Origin of the sequence: Pseudonocardia sp. EV170527-09, assembly GCF_008369905.1 — a bacterium.
Classification (GTDB): Bacteria; Actinomycetota; Actinomycetes; order Mycobacteriales; family Pseudonocardiaceae; genus Pseudonocardia.
In genome coordinates, this window is sequence record NZ_VRMC01000002.1 from 62,363 (window position 1) to 77,005 (window position 14,643).

The 14,643-nt window shown below is 76.0% G+C and carries 14 protein-coding genes; 9 read left to right on the plus strand and 5 right to left on the minus strand.

Annotated features, from left to right (window positions below):
• The first annotated feature begins 100 nt into the window (after window positions 1-100).
• Window positions 101-640: a DUF5709 domain-containing protein gene (locus FVA95_RS01010; protein WP_193564266.1), complete on the plus strand. Its 540-nt coding sequence runs from the start codon at window positions 101-103 to the stop codon at window positions 638-640.
• 83 nt (window positions 641-723) lie between these two features.
• Here FVA95_RS01010 and FVA95_RS01015 read toward each other — a convergent pair whose 3' ends face one another.
• Together FVA95_RS01015 and FVA95_RS01020 are read right to left on the minus strand one after the other, a co-directional pair.
• Entirely contained in the window at window positions 724-1,149 is a 426-nt protein-coding gene (locus FVA95_RS01015; protein WP_020625337.1) for an SsgA family sporulation/cell division regulator, read from the minus strand.
• A 285-nt stretch (window positions 1,150-1,434) separates the two neighbouring features.
• Window positions 1,435-2,091 carry a hypothetical protein gene (locus FVA95_RS01020; RefSeq protein WP_149662512.1) on the minus strand — a complete coding sequence of 219 codons (657 nt, stop codon included), beginning with the start codon at window positions 2,089-2,091 and terminating at the stop codon, window positions 1,435-1,437.
• A gap of 281 nt (window positions 2,092-2,372) precedes the next feature.
• On the opposite strand from FVA95_RS01020, the gene FVA95_RS01025 reads away from it, so the two are divergent.
• Entirely contained in the window at window positions 2,373-4,070 is a 1,698-nt protein-coding gene (locus FVA95_RS01025) for an AMP-binding protein (protein ID WP_149662513.1), read from the plus strand.
• A 16-nt stretch (window positions 4,071-4,086) separates the two neighbouring features.
• Here FVA95_RS01025 and FVA95_RS01030 read toward each other — a convergent pair whose 3' ends face one another.
• Entirely contained in the window at window positions 4,087-4,719 is a 633-nt protein-coding gene (locus FVA95_RS01030) for a flavin reductase family protein (RefSeq protein ID WP_149662514.1), read from the minus strand.
• A gap of 47 nt (window positions 4,720-4,766) precedes the next feature.
• Window positions 4,767-5,753: an aldo/keto reductase gene (locus FVA95_RS01035; RefSeq protein ID WP_149662515.1), complete on the minus strand. Its 987-nt coding sequence runs from the start codon at window positions 5,751-5,753 to the stop codon at window positions 4,767-4,769.
• Between the two features lie 102 nt (window positions 5,754-5,855).
• Between FVA95_RS01035 and FVA95_RS01040 the strand changes: the two genes are divergently transcribed.
• From FVA95_RS01040 to FVA95_RS01045, 3 genes are read left to right on the plus strand one after another with little or no spacing between them, the layout of a single operon-like run.
• Window positions 5,856-6,461, plus strand: a complete 606-nt coding sequence (locus FVA95_RS01040; RefSeq protein WP_370460810.1) for a helix-turn-helix domain-containing protein — start codon at window positions 5,856-5,858, stop codon at window positions 6,459-6,461.
• Window positions 6,434-6,724 (plus strand): hypothetical protein, encoded by a 291-nt coding sequence (locus FVA95_RS34305; protein ID WP_370460811.1) that lies wholly within the window; start codon window positions 6,434-6,436, stop codon window positions 6,722-6,724. The genes FVA95_RS01040 and FVA95_RS34305 overlap by 28 nt, the downstream gene beginning before the upstream one ends.
• A 10-nt stretch (window positions 6,725-6,734) precedes the next feature.
• Complete coding sequence (locus FVA95_RS01045; protein ID WP_149662516.1) at window positions 6,735-7,742, plus strand: cobalamin biosynthesis protein; 1,008 nt, start codon at window positions 6,735-6,737, stop codon at window positions 7,740-7,742.
• Window positions 7,743-7,884: 142 nt separating this feature from the next.
• Here the strand turns inward: FVA95_RS01045 and FVA95_RS01050 are convergent, their stop codons facing one another.
• Window positions 7,885-8,772 carry an SURF1 family protein gene (locus FVA95_RS01050; RefSeq protein ID WP_149662517.1) on the minus strand — a complete coding sequence of 296 codons (888 nt, stop codon included), beginning with the start codon at window positions 8,770-8,772 and terminating at the stop codon, window positions 7,885-7,887.
• A gap of 58 nt (window positions 8,773-8,830) precedes the next feature.
• Here FVA95_RS01050 and FVA95_RS01055 point away from each other — a divergent pair, with 58 nt between their 5' ends.
• From FVA95_RS01055 to FVA95_RS01070, 4 genes are read left to right on the plus strand one after another with little or no spacing between them, the layout of a single operon-like run.
• On the plus strand, window positions 8,831-10,360 hold the full coding sequence (locus tag FVA95_RS01055; RefSeq protein WP_205015731.1) for a cobyric acid synthase: 1,530 nt from the start codon (window positions 8,831-8,833) through the stop codon (window positions 10,358-10,360).
• A complete protein-coding gene (locus FVA95_RS01060; protein ID WP_149662519.1) occupies window positions 10,357-12,591 on the plus strand; it encodes a putative cobaltochelatase in 2,235 nt (744 codons plus the stop codon). The genes FVA95_RS01055 and FVA95_RS01060 overlap by 4 nt, the downstream gene beginning before the upstream one ends.
• Before the next feature lie 29 nt (window positions 12,592-12,620).
• Window positions 12,621-13,235, plus strand: a complete 615-nt coding sequence (gene cobO / locus FVA95_RS01065) for a cob(I)yrinic acid a,c-diamide adenosyltransferase (protein ID WP_149662520.1) — start codon at window positions 12,621-12,623, stop codon at window positions 13,233-13,235.
• The gene (locus FVA95_RS01070; protein WP_370460812.1) at window positions 13,229-14,626 is read left to right on the plus strand and encodes a cobyrinate a,c-diamide synthase; all 1,398 of its coding nucleotides are present in this window, start codon (window positions 13,229-13,231) and stop codon (window positions 14,624-14,626) included. Before cobO ends, FVA95_RS01070 begins: the two co-directional genes overlap by 7 nt.
• Window positions 14,627-14,643: the final 17 nt, after the last annotated feature.

Genomic DNA, 14,643 nt, shown 5'->3' on the forward strand with positions numbered 1-14,643 from the left:
GCGCATGGCGGGAGGCGACGCCGGGTACGCACGGTCGATACCGAACACCCGAGACCGAACACCACCCGACACACGGCCACACCGAGGAGACCCGCAGGCGATGGCATCCGCTTCAGGTGACGAGAACGAGTTCCAGCCGGAGGCGCCGGACATGGCGTCGGCGATGCAGCTGGACACCGACGAGGCGCTGACCGGGCCGTCGGACACCGACCCGCTGGACTCCGGCTACGTCCCGCCGGACCGCCCCTACGGCGTCGAGGACAACGCGGTGACCGCGGCGGGACAGGAGGAGGGCGAGTCGCACGAGGCGCGCCTGGCCCGGGAGCTGCCCGACGACCTTCCGGAGGGCGACCCGGGCCGCTCCGGCAGGCTGACCGCGGCCACCGACTCCGTCGCGGGTGACCCGGCCGTCGACGGCGCCGGGACCGACGTCGGCATCGACGGGGGCGCGGCCAGTGCCGAGGAGGCCGCCGTGCACGACGTCGACGAGGGCGTCGTGCCGGTCGTCGACGAGTCCCCGGTGGGGGACCCGGAGGTCAGCGACCAGCTCGCCCGCGACGCCGACCACGCCGACGAGGCCGCGGCCGACGCCGAGTGGGACGCCTCGACCGACCCCGAGTGGGCCGGGCAGAACCGCTGAGTGTCCGGGACACCCGGTCGACAAGAGGGCCCCGGTACCGCGTCGCGCGGTCCGGGGCCCTCGTCGTCGGTGGGAGCGTGGGCTCAGGGGGTGGTGGGGCCCGCCGCGCTGCCGGTCAGCCGGGCGATGGCGCCGTCGATGTCGAGGTGGTCGTGCTCCTCGCCGAGGTCGACGATCTCCAGCGTCGAGTCGACGAACTGGGCCAGCAGGTCGCGGTCGACCTCCAGCACAGCGGAGCCGCCGTCGGAGCGGATCTCCAGCTCGACGACGTCGTAGCCGTCGATGCGGCGCGGCGCCATCCGGATGTCACCGATGCCGGTGGGGGTGGTCAGGCCCTCGATCACGAGATCACGTGCGACGAGCCACTCGATCCAGCGGTCGGAGGACCGGCGCACCGAGAAGGAGATCGCGAACGGGTCCGCGGCGCGGTACGCCCAGCGGCTCACGATCGGCGACGCCTGCCCGTGCAACACGGTGAAGACGTCCTGCTGGACCGACTCGCTGGCCATCGTGCTCCGCCTCTCCTGGACCCCCCGACCGTCGCGGTCTCGCGGCGGCCTCACACGGAACATCGTCGAACCGGGCCCTGGCGCTGCACTCGACGCCGGGTTTCACCCGTTCGTGCCAACTGTCATTCACCTCACGGTACCCACGGCGCGCACAGGGCGTAACACGAGGTCGGCTTCCGGCGACGCACACCGTCCGGCACGAGGCTCCGGTGACGTCGGGTGCCGGCGAGGGCCGGCCCGTGACCGCCCGCGGCGGTTGGCCCGGTCGGCCCCCGTCGGGTCCGGTCAGCCGCGGTCGACGTGGTCGACCACCCAGATCCCGCCGGTACCGGAGCGGACCGGCTGGGTGAGCCGGATCGTCGCGCGCTGCGGCGTGCGACCGTCGGTGGCGGCGTAGACACCGTTGCCGAGGCGGGTGACGGTCGGGTTCCGGTAGCCGAGCTCGCTGCCGACGAAGGAGAGCGTCACCTCCTCCGGGTCGAGCAGCCACGGGTCGCCGCCGGCGTCGGACTGCTGCTGCATCCGCCGCGCGGTCGCCGCGTCGCCCGCGGGCCACATCGGTGACGGCGCCGCGGCCGCCTCCGGGGCCCCGGCCCGGCCCGACCCGCCGCCGTCGGCACCCCCGCGCCCGGGCGCGGGGGCCGGGGCGGGGGCGGCCGTCGTGCGCGACGGCTCGGCGGTGCGGCTCGGCGTGGGGGTCGTGGTGGGCGTCGGGGACGGGGTCGGCGTGGCGGTCGGCGACGTCGTCGGGGCCGGCGACGGGGTGCGCCACGCCGCGGGCAGCTCGCCGTTGCCGCAGCCGGCCAGCAGCAGCACGAGGAGCACCAGCGCGAGCCCCACGAGTACGACGCGGAGCAGCGTCCGCGGTCCGTACCGGCCCACCCGCAGGCGGGACACCGATACGTCGGGGGGCGTCACCTTCGGCAGGTTCGGCACGGTCACGCGGGCACCTTACGATCACCGGCCCGCCCGGGCGGGCCGACCTCGCCGCCACCATCGCGTGATCGAGGTCCTACGGCCCGAGTTCCTGCGGCGGCCCCGTGCGGCGGCCCCGTGCGGCGGCCCCGTGCGGCGGCCCCGTGCGGCGGCCCCATGTGGCGGGGCCGTCGCGACCTGCCGAGCCTGCTGCGGAGTGACTAGGGTCGCGGTACGGCCGCACGGGCGGCCCCGCACGACGGGCCCGGGGCACGGGCCCCCCGCACGAGCCCACCGAGGTGCACCCCATGGCGACCGGCAGCCCGGCGACGGAGACGTTCCTCGCCGCCCGCGACTTCCTGCTGACCCACCGCGAGGACTACGACACGGCCTACCGCGACTTCCGCTGGCCGGAGCTCGACGAGTTCAACTTCGCGCTCGACCACTTCGACGTCGTCGCCGCGGACCCCGAGCGGGGCACCCGGAAGGCCCTGTGGATCCTGGAACAGGACGGCTCCCAGGCGCACTGGACCTGGGCCGAGCTGTCCGAGCGGTCCAACCGGGTCGCGAACTGGCTGCGCGAGCAGGGCGTCGCCCGCGGGGACCGGGTCGTCCTGATGCTCGGCAACCAGCTGGAGCTGTGGGAGACCCTGCTGGCGGCGATGAAGCTGGGCGCCGTCGTCATCCCCGCGACCACCCTGCTCACCCCGGCCGACCTGCAGGACCGGATCGACCGGGGCCGGGCGCGGCACGTCGTCGTCGGTGCGGGCGACACCGCGAAGTTCGACGGCGTCGACGGCGACTACACCCGCATCGCCGTGCACGGTGCCGTCGCGGGCTGGCGCGACTACACCGGTGAGGCCTACTCGGCCGCGGCCGAGTTCACCCCGGACGGCGTCACGAAGGCCTCCGACACACTGCTGCTGTACTTCACCTCGGGCACCACGGCCAAGCCGAAGCTGGTGGAGCACACCCACACGTCCTACCCGGTGGGGCACCTGTCGACGATGTACTGGATCGGGCTCGAGCCCGGCGACGTGCACCTGAACATCTCCTCGCCCGGCTGGGCCAAGCACGCCTGGTCCAACGTGTTCGCGCCGTGGATCGCCGAGGCGACCGTGCTGGTCATGAACTACGCCTGGTTCGACGCCGAGTCCGTCCTGTCGGTCCTGGACTCCTGCGGTGTGACGAGCTTCTGCGCGCCGCCGACGGTGTGGCGGATGCTGATCCAGGCCGACCTGTCCGGGCTGACGACGCCGCCGTCCAAGGTCGTCGGGGCGGGGGAGCCGCTCAACCCCGAGGTCATCGAGCAGGTCGAGAAGGCGTGGGGCCTGCGCATCCGCGACGGGTTCGGCCAGACCGAGTCCTCGGTCCAGATCGGCAACCCGCCCGGGCAGCCGGTCAAGCCGGGCTCGATGGGCAGGCCCATCCCCGGGTTCGTCGTCGCGCTGGTCGACCCGGCCACCGGGGAGGTGGCCGACGAGGGCGAGATCTGCCTGGACCTCGCCCACCGTCCGACCGGGCTGATGGTCGGCTACGCCGACGACCCGGAGCGCAACGCCGAGGCCATGGCCGGCGGGTACTACCACACCGGCGACGTCGGCTCCCGTGACGAGTCGGGTTACATCACCTACGTCGGCCGCGCCGACGACGTGTTCAAGGCCTCCGACTACCGGATCAGCCCGTTCGAGCTGGAGAGCGTGCTGATCGAGCACCCGGCCGTCGCCGAGGCGGCGGTCGTGCCGTCCCCGGACCCGGTCCGCCTCGCCGTGCCGAAGGCCTATGTGGTGCTCGCGAACGGGCACGAGCCGACCGAGGAGACGGCGAAGGCGATCCTGCGGTTCGCCTACGACAACCTCGCGCCCTACAAGCGGATCCGGCGCCTGGAGTTCTTCGAGCTGCCGAAGACGATCTCCGGCAAGATCCGCCGGGTCGAGCTGCGCGGCCGGGAGGGCGAGATCCACGCCGACCCGGCCGCGACGCCGCCCACCGAGTACACCCTGTAGCCCGGGCGGGGCCGGGTCACGCGTCGCCGAAGTGACCCGGCCACTGCTGGTAGGGGATGCGGGTGATCTCCAGGACCTCGCCGAGGCGCGACCACTCGTTGCGGCCCAGGCGGGCCAGCGGGGCCAGCCGGTGGATGTCGGGCAGGGAGTTGCCGCGTTCGTCGGTGACGAACACGCTCTCCTCGATCGCGGCGTGCACGACCCGGCCGATCACGACGGTCGAGTTGCCCAGCTCGATGTTCGCGTGCAGCACGCACTCCAGCGCGACCGGTGACTCGGCGACCCGCGGCGGCGCCACGACCGACGACGCCTCGGCGGTCAGCCCGACCGAGGAGAACTCGCTGATCTCGGCGGGGAAGTCGGTGCCGGTCGCGTTGATCTTCTCCAACATCGGCTCGTTCGCCAGGCAGACGACGAACTCGCGGGTCTCCGAGACGTTGCGCAGCGAGTCCTTCTTCCCGACCGACGTGAACTGGATCATGGGCGGGTCCACGCAGGACACCGTGAAGAACGAGTGCGGGGCGAGGTTGTCGACGCCGTCGGCCGAGCGGGTGGAGACCCAGGCGATCGGCCGGGGGACGACGACGCTGGTCAGGAGCTTGTAGAACGGGCCGCTGCCCAGCTCCTCGGGGACGATGTCCGTGCGCATGCCCCTGATCCTCCCCGGCCCGGCGCCGGACCGCCCGCCGCGAGGGGTCAGTTCCCCACGCCGAGGGCCCCCATGAACGCCGACGGGTAGCGGTCCCCGCGCGCGGAGCCCGCGGGCAGTGCGTCGGTGATCGCGGCGAGGTCCGCCGGGCCCAGGGTGAGGTCGGCGGCGGGCAACGCCTCGGCGAGCCGCTCCCGGGTGCGGGCGCCGACGAGCGGGACCACGTCCTCGCCCTGCGCGGCGACCCAGGCGATCACGAGCTGGGCCACGGTGACCCCGCGCTCGGCCGCCAGCGCGCGCAGCGTCTCGACCAGGCCCAGGTTGTGCGTCAGGTTCTCCCCGCTGAAGCGCGGGCTGCGGGTACGGGCGTCCCCGGGCCTGCCGGGCTCGTAGTGGCCGGACAGGAGCCCGCGGGCCAGCACGCCGTAGGCGGTGAGGCCGATGCCCAGCTCGCGCAGCGTCGGCAGGACCTCGGCCTCGACGGCGCGGGAGATCAGCGAGTACTCGATCTGCAGGTCGGCGACCGGGTGCACGGCGTGCGCCCGGCGGACGGTGGCGGCGTCGACCTCGGACAGCCCGAGGTGGCGGACGTACCCGGCGTCGATCATCTCGCTGATCGCGCCGACGGTGTCCTCGATCGGGACCTGCGGGTCGAGCCGGGCCGGGCGGTAGACGTCGACGTGGTCGACGCCGAGGCGGGTCAGGGAGTACGCGAGGAAGTTCTTCACCGCGACCGGGCGGCAGTCCTGGGTCAGCGGTGGCAGGCCCGGGCCACCGAGCCCGCCGAACTTCACCGAGAGGACGTAGCCGTCGCGGTCGCGCCCGCGCAGCGCCTCGGCGAGCAGCAGCTCGTTGTGCCCCATGCCGTAGAAGTCGCCGGTGTCGATCAGCGTGACGCCGGCGTCGAGCGCGGCGTGCACGGTCGCGACGGCTTCCGCGCGGTCGGCGTGTCCGTAGGAACCGGACATGCTCATGGCGCCCAGGCCGAGAGCGGAGACGGTGGGGCCGGTGGTGCTGAGGGTGCGTGTCTGCATGGGAGCCAGCGTGCGCCGCGTCGGCCCGCAGCGGGAGCGGAGCGTCGATCGTGGGAGCGGCGCTCCCTGGCCGGAGGGCCTGCCCACGGGGACCATCGCAGGGTGCAACGTGAACAGCTCGCGGACTTCCTGCGTCGCCGGCGGGAGTCGGTCCGCCCGGCCGAGGTCGGCATCGCGGCGGGGCCGCGCCGACGGGCCACCGGCCTGCGCCGGGAGGAGGTGGCGATGCTGGCGGGGATGTCGGTCGACTACGTCGTGCGCCTCGAGCAGGGGCGGAGCAGCCGGCCGTCGACGCAGCTGCTCGCCGCGCTGGCCCGGGCCCTGTGCCTGACCGACGACGAGCGCGACCACCTCTTCCGCCTGGCCGGGCACCGGCCCGCCCCCGGGGAGGGGGTGGCCCGGCTCGCCCGCGCCGGGCTGCTGCGCCTGCTCGACCTGCTGCCGGCCACCCCGGCGATGGTGATCTCCGACCTGGGGGAGGTCCTGGCCCAGAACGCGATGTCACGGGTGCTCGCCGGGGAGCAGACCGGGTTCACCGGCGACGACCGCTACCTCGCCCACCGCTGGTTCACCCGGTCCGACCAGCGCGACGGTCACCCGCCGCAGGAGCAGGTGCGCCACTCCCGCCAGCTGGTCGCGGAGCTGCGGGCGGTGGCCGGGCGGCGTGCGGGGGGGACCCGGTGGTCGACCGACTCGTCGCACGGCTGAGAGCGGCCAGCGCCGAGTTCCGCGAGCTGTGGGCCGAGCACGAGGTCGCCGTCCGCCGGGCCGACCGCAAGACGCTGCGGCACCCGCGGGTCGGCGCGCTGGTGATGGACTGCGAGACCCTCGTGACGCCCGACCTCGGCCAGCAGCTGGTCGTGCTCACCCCGGCCGACGACGAGACCCGCGAGCGGCTCGAGCTGCTGCGCGTGCTCGGCGTCCAGGAGTTCCCGACCGGGCCTGCGCCGGACGGACGCCCGGTGGCCTAGGTTCCCCGGCATGGGAACACGGGGCCGCGCGACGGGGCTCGCCGCCGGGATCGTCGCCGACGCTCTGCTCGGCGACCCGCGGCGGGGGCACCCGGTCGCCGGGTTCGGTGCCGTCGCCGCCCGGCTGGAGCGCCGGCTGTACCGCGACGCCGTCGGGCCCGGAGCCGCCTACACCGCGCTGCTGGTCGGTGGCACGGTCGCGGCCGGGGCGCTGGCCGAGGCGGTCGCCCGTCGCACCGGGGGGCGGCGGGAGACGGTCCTGCGGGCCGGGCTGACCGCCGTCGCCACCTGGGCGGTGCTCGGCGGGACCTCGCTGGTGGGGGAGGGCGCCACGCTGGCCGCGTCGCTCGACGCCGGCGACCTGGACGCCGCACGCGCCCGGATCCCGCACCTGTGCGCACGCGACCCGGACCTGCTCGACGCCGACGGCATGGCCCGTGCCGGAGCCGAGTCGCTGGCCGAGAACACCTCCGACGCCGTCGTCGGGCCGCTGGTGTGGGGCGCGGTCGCCGGGATCCCGGGGCTGCTCGGCTACCGCGCGGTGAACACCCTCGACGCGATGGTCGGCTACCGCTCCGCCCGGCACGCCCGCTTCGGATGGGCCTCGGCCCGCCTCGACGACCTGGTCAACCTGGCGCCGGCCCGGGTCACCGCGGTGGTCACGGTGGCCGTCGCGCCGCTGGTGGGGGGCTCGCCGGCGACCGCGCTGCGGACCTGGCGCCGCGATGCCGCCGGGCACCCCAGCCCGAACGCCGGTCCGGTCGAGGCGAGCGCCGCCGGTGCGCTCGGGCTGCGTCTGGGCGGGCCGACGGTCTACGCCCACGGCACCGAGGACCGGCCGTCGCTCGGCGACGGGCACCCACCCCGGGTCGCCGACCTGCACCGCGTCGCGCGGCTGTCCCGGCTGGTGGCCGGGACGGCCGGGCTGCTCGCCGTCGCGACGGCGGCGGTCCTCGCACGGCGGGACGTGCCCACCCGGTCGGCGAGGGTGTATCGGGGGCGGTCGCCGAGCGGGTGAGCGGGTCCGGAGGAGGGGTCCGCGGGATGGCGCTGGTCCGGTGCGGGGGCGACGAGGCGGTCGGGCGGACTCACCGACCGGGTGAGTGCACGGGACCCGCGGGCGCGGACCTGCCCGCCCGGCGCACCTGGCCGGGGCGGAGTCAGCCGGCGCCCGGACCGGAGCCGGCGGCGTCGCGGGCGGTGTCACGGGGGCCGTCGTCGGCATCGTCGTCGGCACGGTCGGGGGCGGGCTCGTCGCCGAAGCCGTCGCGGCCGGAGAGCTGGTCCCGCAGGCTGCCCGCTGTCTCGCGCTTCCCGTTGCGCTGCAACAGCTCCAGTCGGATGAACAGGCCCAGCGCGATCAGGGCGACGGCGCCGAAGGTCAGCCACTGCAGGGCGTAGGAGAAGTTGCTGAACGGCGCTCCGCCCCCGACCGGCGCGATCGGGATCGGGTCCAGCACGCCCGGCTGACCGGCCTCCAGCACGACGACGCCCTCGACCGGCGTCAGGCCGGTGGCGGCGGCGACCGACCGGGAGTCGGACACGTAGACCTGGCGGGTGCCGTTCTCGACCAGCGGGGGGCGGCCCTGCGGGTCGGTCTCGTCCAGGCGCAGCCTGCCCTCGACGGTCACCGGCCCGGCGGGCGCCGCGGCGTACTCGGGCACGGCGCCCCGGTCCGCGGCCGGGACCGACCCCCGGTTCACCACGACGGTCCGACCGTCGGTGAGCCGCAGCGGCGTCAGCACCTCGAACGCGGGCGCGCCGTCGACGACCCGCAGGCGGACCAGGGTCTCCGCGGCGCGGTCGAAGGAGCCGGTCAGGGTGACCCGGCGCCACTGGTCCTCGGCGCCGATCCCGGTGCCCGGCGGCACGAGCGTGTCGAACCCGACGGCGGGGGTCGCGTCGGCGGTCGCGATGGCCCGGCTCTGCGCGGAACGCTCGGACTCCCGGTCGAACTGCCACGGCGCGAGCAGCGTGTAGCAGGCGACGGCGAAGGCCAGCACCGCCACGACGAACGCGATCCACCCGGGACGCAGCAGGAAACGCACGCCGCCCAGGGTAGCCGCGCCCGGCCACGGTCCCGTCGGGGCGATACTTCGCGCCGTGGTGGTTCAGGGAGCGGTCCTCGTCGCGGGGACGACGTCGGACGCGGGCAAGAGCGCCGTCGTCGCCGGCATCTGCCGGTGGCTGCACCGGCGCGGGGTCTCGGTGGCGCCGTTCAAGGCACAGAACATGAGCAACAACTCGGTCGTCACCCCGGACGGCGGGGAGATCGGCCGCGCGCAGGCGATGCAGGCCTTCGCCTGCGGCATCGCCCCCTCGGTCGACCTGAACCCGGTGCTGCTCAAGCCCGGCGGGGACCGGACCTCGCAGGTCGTGGTGCGCGGCCGCGCCGACGGCCAGGTGTCGGCACTGTCCTACCGGCACCGCACCGCGGCGCTGTCCGACGTCGTCGCCGACTCCCTGGCCCGGCTGCGCGCCCGCCACGACGTCGTGGTCTGCGAGGGCGCGGGCTCACCCGCGGAGATCAACCTGCGGGCCACCGACCTCGCCAACATGGGCTTCGCCCGGCGCAACGACCTGCCGGTGCTCGTCGTCGGCGACATCGACCGCGGCGGGGTGCTCGCGCACCTGTTCGGCACCCTCGCGGTGCTCGACCCGGCCGACCAGGCGCTGATCGCCGGCTTCGTGATCAACAAGTTCCGCGGGGACCCCCGCCTGCTCGAACCCGGCCTCGACCGCCTGCGCGAGCTCACCGGTCGGCCGACGCTGGGCGTGCTGCCCTTCGCCGAGGGGCTCTGGCTCGACGCCGAGGACTCGCTCTCCGCCGTCGCCGACGGGGTGCTGGGGCGCCCGGCCCCGCCACTCGGCACCCAGTGGCTGCGGGTCGCGGTCGTCCGGTTCCCGCGGATCTCCAACGCCACCGACGCCGAGGCGCTGGCCTGCGAACCGGGCGTCGCCGTGCGGTACGTGACCGAGCCGTCGCGGCTCGCCGACAGCGACGTCGTCGTCCTGCCCGGGACGAAGGCGACCGTCTCGGACCTGGCCTGGCTGCGGTCCTCCGGGATGGCCGACGCGGTGCGCGCGCACGCCGCGTCCGGGCGTCCGGTGCTGGGGATCTGCGGGGGCTACCAGATGCTCGGGCACACCGTCGCCGACCCGGACGGGGCCGAGGCGGCCCCCGGCACCTCCGTCGCCGGGCTGGGGTTGCTGGACCTGGAGATCGCCTTCGACCCGGTCAAGCACCTCGGCACCCCCACCGCGACGGCGTGGGGCGAGACCGTCACCGGCTACGAGATCCACCACGGCCGCGTCGTGCGCTCCGGCGACCCCGGCCTGATCGGGGAGGAGGGCAGCGACCGCGGCAACGTCCTGGGCACGCACTGGCACGGCCTCGCCGAGAACGACGGCTTCCGACGGCTGCTGCTCGCCCGCCTCGCCGACGAGGCAGGGCGGACCGGGTTCCGGGTGGCACAGGACACGTCGTTCGCGGCCGAGCGGACCCGGCAGGTGGATCTGCTGGCCGACCTGGTCGAACACCACCTGGACACGTCGTCACTTGAACATGTGATCGGACACGGTGCGCCGTCGGACCTCCCTGTGCTGACCTCCGGTCTGGCAGCCTCACCGGCGTGAGCACGAGCACCGCCCCCACCGCCGGACCTCCCCGCTTCCCGTTCTCCGCCGTCGTCGGCCACGACGACCTGCGGCTGGCGCTGCTGCTCAACGCCGTGCACCCGGGCGTCGGCGGTGTCCTGGTGCGCGGGGAGAAGGGCACCGCGAAGTCGACGGCGGTGCGCGCGCTGGCGGCGCTGCTGCCCTCGCACGAGGTCGTCGAGGCCTGCCGGTTCGGCTGCGACCCCGCCGCGCCGGACCCGTCCTGCCCGGACGGTCCGCACCCGGCGGGCGCACCGGGCGGCCGCCGCCCGGCCCGGCTGGTCGAGCTGCCCGTCGGTGCGACCGAGGACCGCCTGGTCGGCTCGCTCGACCTGGAGAAGGCGCTGTCCGAGGGGCGCCGCGCCTACCAGCCCGGCCTGCTCGCCGACGCCCACCGCGGGGTGCTCTACGTCGACGAGGTCAACCTGCTGCACGACCACCTCGTCGACCTGCTGCTCGACGCGGCCGCGATGGGCCGCGCGCACGTCGAGCGCGACGGCGTCTCCGTCTCCCACGCGGCCCGGTTCCTGCTGGTCGGGACGATGAACCCGGAGGAGGGCGAGCTGCGCCCGCAGCTGCTCGACCGGTTCGGGCTGACCGTGGAGGTCCGGGCCAGCCGCGACGTCGACACCCGCGTCGAGGTGACCCGGCGGCGGATGGCGTTCGAGGACGACCCGGTCGGGTTCGTCGCCCGCTTCGCCCCGGACGAGACCGCGACCGCGGCCCGGCTCCGCGCCGCGCAGGCCCGGGTCTCCGCCGTCGCGGTGAGCGACCGGGAGCTGCGGCGGATCGCGTTCGTGTGCGCCCGGTTCGACGTCGACGGCATGCGCGCCGACCTGGTCATCACCCGCGCCGCGGCCGCGCACGCCGCCTGGGACGGCCGCGACGCGGTGACCGCCGACGACGTGCGCGTCGCCGCCCGGCTCGCGCTGCCGCACCGCCGTCGCCGCGACCCGTTCGACGAGCCCGGCCTGGACCCGGCCGAGCTGGACCGCGCCCTCGCCGACGCCGAGGACCACCTGGGTCCCGAGGACGGCCCGGACCCCGACGACGATCCGGACCCCGACCCGGATCCCGGCCCGGGCCCCGGCGACCCGGCCGAGCCGCAGGACGGCCCGGACGGCTCCGGGACGGGCGAGGAGCCCGACGGGACCGGGGGAACGACCCCCGAGGCGGACGACCCGCGTGGCCCCGCGACCGGGTCCGGCGGGCGCGCCGAGGCCCCCGGCACGGACAGCGCTGACGGCGCTGACGGCACGACCGACCCGGCCGAGGCGGCCGAGGCGACGGATCCGGGGGACCGGGAACCCGGGGCCGCGCAGGCACCGGCCGGGGGCGACGGCGGGGAGGGCCGCGCCGTCGTCGTCGGGGAGGCCGCCCGGCTGCACCGGGCCACGGTCCGGAAGTTCACCGTGCCCGGGCTGGGCGCGGGCGCCCCGGGGCGTCGCTCCCGGGCCCGCACCGACACCGGGCGCGTTGTCCGCCCGTCCGGGGCGGGGACCACCCGCGCCGCGGACCTGCACCTGCCCGCGACCGTGCTCGCCGCGGCCCCGCACCAGGCCGGTCGCGGGCGCCGCGGGCCCGGCCTGCTGGTCCGCCGCGACGACCTGCGCCGCGCCGAGCGGGAGGGCCGCGAGGGCAACCTGGTGCTGTTCGTGGTCGACGCGTCCGGCTCGATGGCCGCGCGCAGGCGGATGACCGCGGTGTCCGGTGCCGTGCTGGGCCTGCTCCGCGACGCCTACCAGCGCCGGGACAAGGTCGGGCTGGTCACCTTCCGGGCCCGGGAGGCGGAGCTGGCGCTGCCCCCGACGTCGTCGGTGCCGACCGCCCAGCAGCGCCTGTCCCGGCTGCGCACCGGCGGGCGGACCCCGCTGGCCGGCGGGCTGCTCAAGGCCCGTGCCGTGCTCGACGCCGAGCGGCGCCGCGACCCGCGCCGGCGCCCGCTGGTCGTGCTGCTCACCGACGGGCGGGCCACCGTCCCCGCCCGCGACGGCGGGGACCCCGTCGTCGACTCCCGCCGCGCTGCCGGGCTGCTGGCCGCGGACGGGGTGCACACCGTCGTCGTCGACTGCGAGGCCGGGCACGTGCGCCTGGGGCTCGCCGCGCCGCTCGCCGCCGCCGCGGGCGGCGAGCTGGTGACCCTCGACGAGCTGACCGCCGACAGCGTGGGCGACCTGGTCCGGGCGACCCGGTCCGCGCGCGCCGCCTGACACACCACGCCCGAGAAGGAGGGACCACCGTGCCGCAGGGACAGGTGTCCGTCACGCCCGCCGACGGGCTCACCACCCGCCAGCGCCGCAACCGGCCGCTGCTGGTGGTGCACACCGGGGTGATGAAGGGGAAGTCGACCGCCGCGTTCGGGATGGCGCTGCGCGGCTGGAACCAGGGCTGGTCGATCGGGGTGTTCCAGTTCGTCAAGTCCGCGAAGTGGAAGGTCGGTGAGGAGGAGGCGTTCCGCGCGCTGGGCACCGTCCACGAGCAGACCGGGCAGGGCGGGCCCGTCGAGTGGCACAAGATGGGGTCGGGCTGGTCCTGGTCGCGCAAGGCGGGTACCGAGACCGACCACGCCGCCGACGCCGTCGAGGGCTGGGCCGAGATCCGTCGCCGCATCGAGCGCGAGGAGCACCAGGTCTACGTCCTCGACGAGTTCACCTACCCGCTGAAGTGGGGCTGGATCGACGTCGACGAGGTCGTCGGGGTGCTGACCGCCCGGACCGGCCGGCAGCACGTGATCATCACCGGAAGGGACGCCCCGCCCGCCCTGATCGAGGCCGCCGACCTGGTCATGGAGACCACGAAGATCAAGCACCCGATGGACGCCGGGCAGAAGGGCCAGCGGGGGATCGAGTGGTGACCACCGTGACCGCCGTGACCACCGCCCGCGCGCTGGTCGTCGCGGCGCCGTCGTCGGGCAGCGGGAAGACGACGGTGGCGACCGGGCTGATGGCCGCGCTGTCGCGGCGCGGCACCCGGGTCGCGCCGTTCAAGATCGGGCCGGATTACATCGACCCCGGGTACCACACGCTCGCCGCGGGCCGTCCGGGGCGCAACCTCGACGTCGTCCTGCAGGGCGCCGACAGGCTCGCCCCGCTGGCCCGGCACGGGAGCCGGGACGCCGACGTCGCCGTCGTCGAGGGGGTGATGGGGCTGTTCGACGGCCGCATCGCCGACGGCGCCGGGTCCACCGCGCAGGTCGCCGCCGCGCTGGGGGCACCGGTGGTGCTGGTCGTCGACGTCCGGGGACAGTCCCGGTCGCTGGCCGCGTTGCTGCACGGGTTCCGCAGCTTCGACGAGTCCGTGCAGGTGGCGGGGGTGATCCTCAACCGGGTCGGGTCGCAGCGCCACGCCGACGTCTGCCGGGCCGCGGCCGAGGAGGTCGGGCTGCCGGTGCTCGGCGCCGTCCCGCGACGGGCCGAGCTGGCGGTGCCCTCGCGGCACCTGGGCCTGGTCACCGCCGCCGAGCACGGCACCGCCGCGACCGCCGCGGTGGACGCGATGGCCGAGCTCGTCGCCACACACGTGGACCTCGACGCCGTCCTCGCACTCGCCCGCCCGCTGCCCCCCGGCCCGGTCTGGGACCCGGCCGCGGAGGTCGGCACGGGCGGCACGGCGGAGCAGCGGCCGCTCGTCGCGCTCGCCGGGGGGCCTGCGTTCGGGTTCGGCTACGCCGAGCACGCCGAGCTCCTCACCGCGGCCGGCGCCGACGTGGCGACCTTCGACCCGCTGCGCGACCCCGCGCTCCCGGCGGGCACCGCCGCGCTCGTGCTGCCCGGCGGCTTCCCCGAGGAGCACGTCGGCGCGCTCGGCGACAACGCACCGCTGCGGGCGCAGGTCGCGGCGCTGGCCGCGTCCGGGGCGCCGGTGCACGCCGAGTGCGGCGGGCTGCTCTACCTGTGCCGCGACCTCGACGGGACGCCGATGTGCGGGGTCCTCGACGCGTCGGCGGGGATGACCCCGCGGCTCACCCTCGGCTACCGCGACGCGGTCGCGGTGTCGGCGTCGCCCCTGTTCGTGGCGGGCGAGCGGGCCGGGGCGCACGAGTTCCACCGGTGCGCGGTCACCCCGCGGGCCGGTGCGGCCCCGGCCTGGGCGTGGCGGGGCGGCGAGCCGGAGGGCTACGTCGAGGACCGGGTGCACGCCTCGTTCCTGCACACCCACCCGGCCGGCGTGCCCGGCGCCGTCGCCCGGTTCGTCGCGGCGGCACGCGATGCCCGGGCCGGGGCCGCCCCGGCCGCGTTCGCATGATCACCGGTCGTGGAGCC

Coding starts and splice junctions, on each gene's coding strand:
- FVA95_RS01015 (WP_020625337.1), bottom strand. CDS start 1,149: ATGGCCAGCGAGTCGGTCCAGCAGGACGTCTTCACCGTGTTGCACGGG.
- FVA95_RS01045 (WP_149662516.1), top strand. CDS start 6,735: ATGGGAACACGGGGCCGCGCGACGGGGCTCGCCGCCGGGATCGTCGCC.
- FVA95_RS01035 (WP_149662515.1), bottom strand. CDS start 5,753: ATGCAGACACGCACCCTCAGCACCACCGGCCCCACCGTCTCCGCTCTC.
- FVA95_RS01030 (WP_149662514.1), bottom strand. CDS start 4,719: ATGCGCACGGACATCGTCCCCGAGGAGCTGGGCAGCGGCCCGTTCTAC.
- FVA95_RS01010 (WP_193564266.1), top strand. CDS start 101: ATGGCATCCGCTTCAGGTGACGAGAACGAGTTCCAGCCGGAGGCGCCG.
- FVA95_RS01025 (WP_149662513.1), top strand. CDS start 2,373: ATGGCGACCGGCAGCCCGGCGACGGAGACGTTCCTCGCCGCCCGCGAC.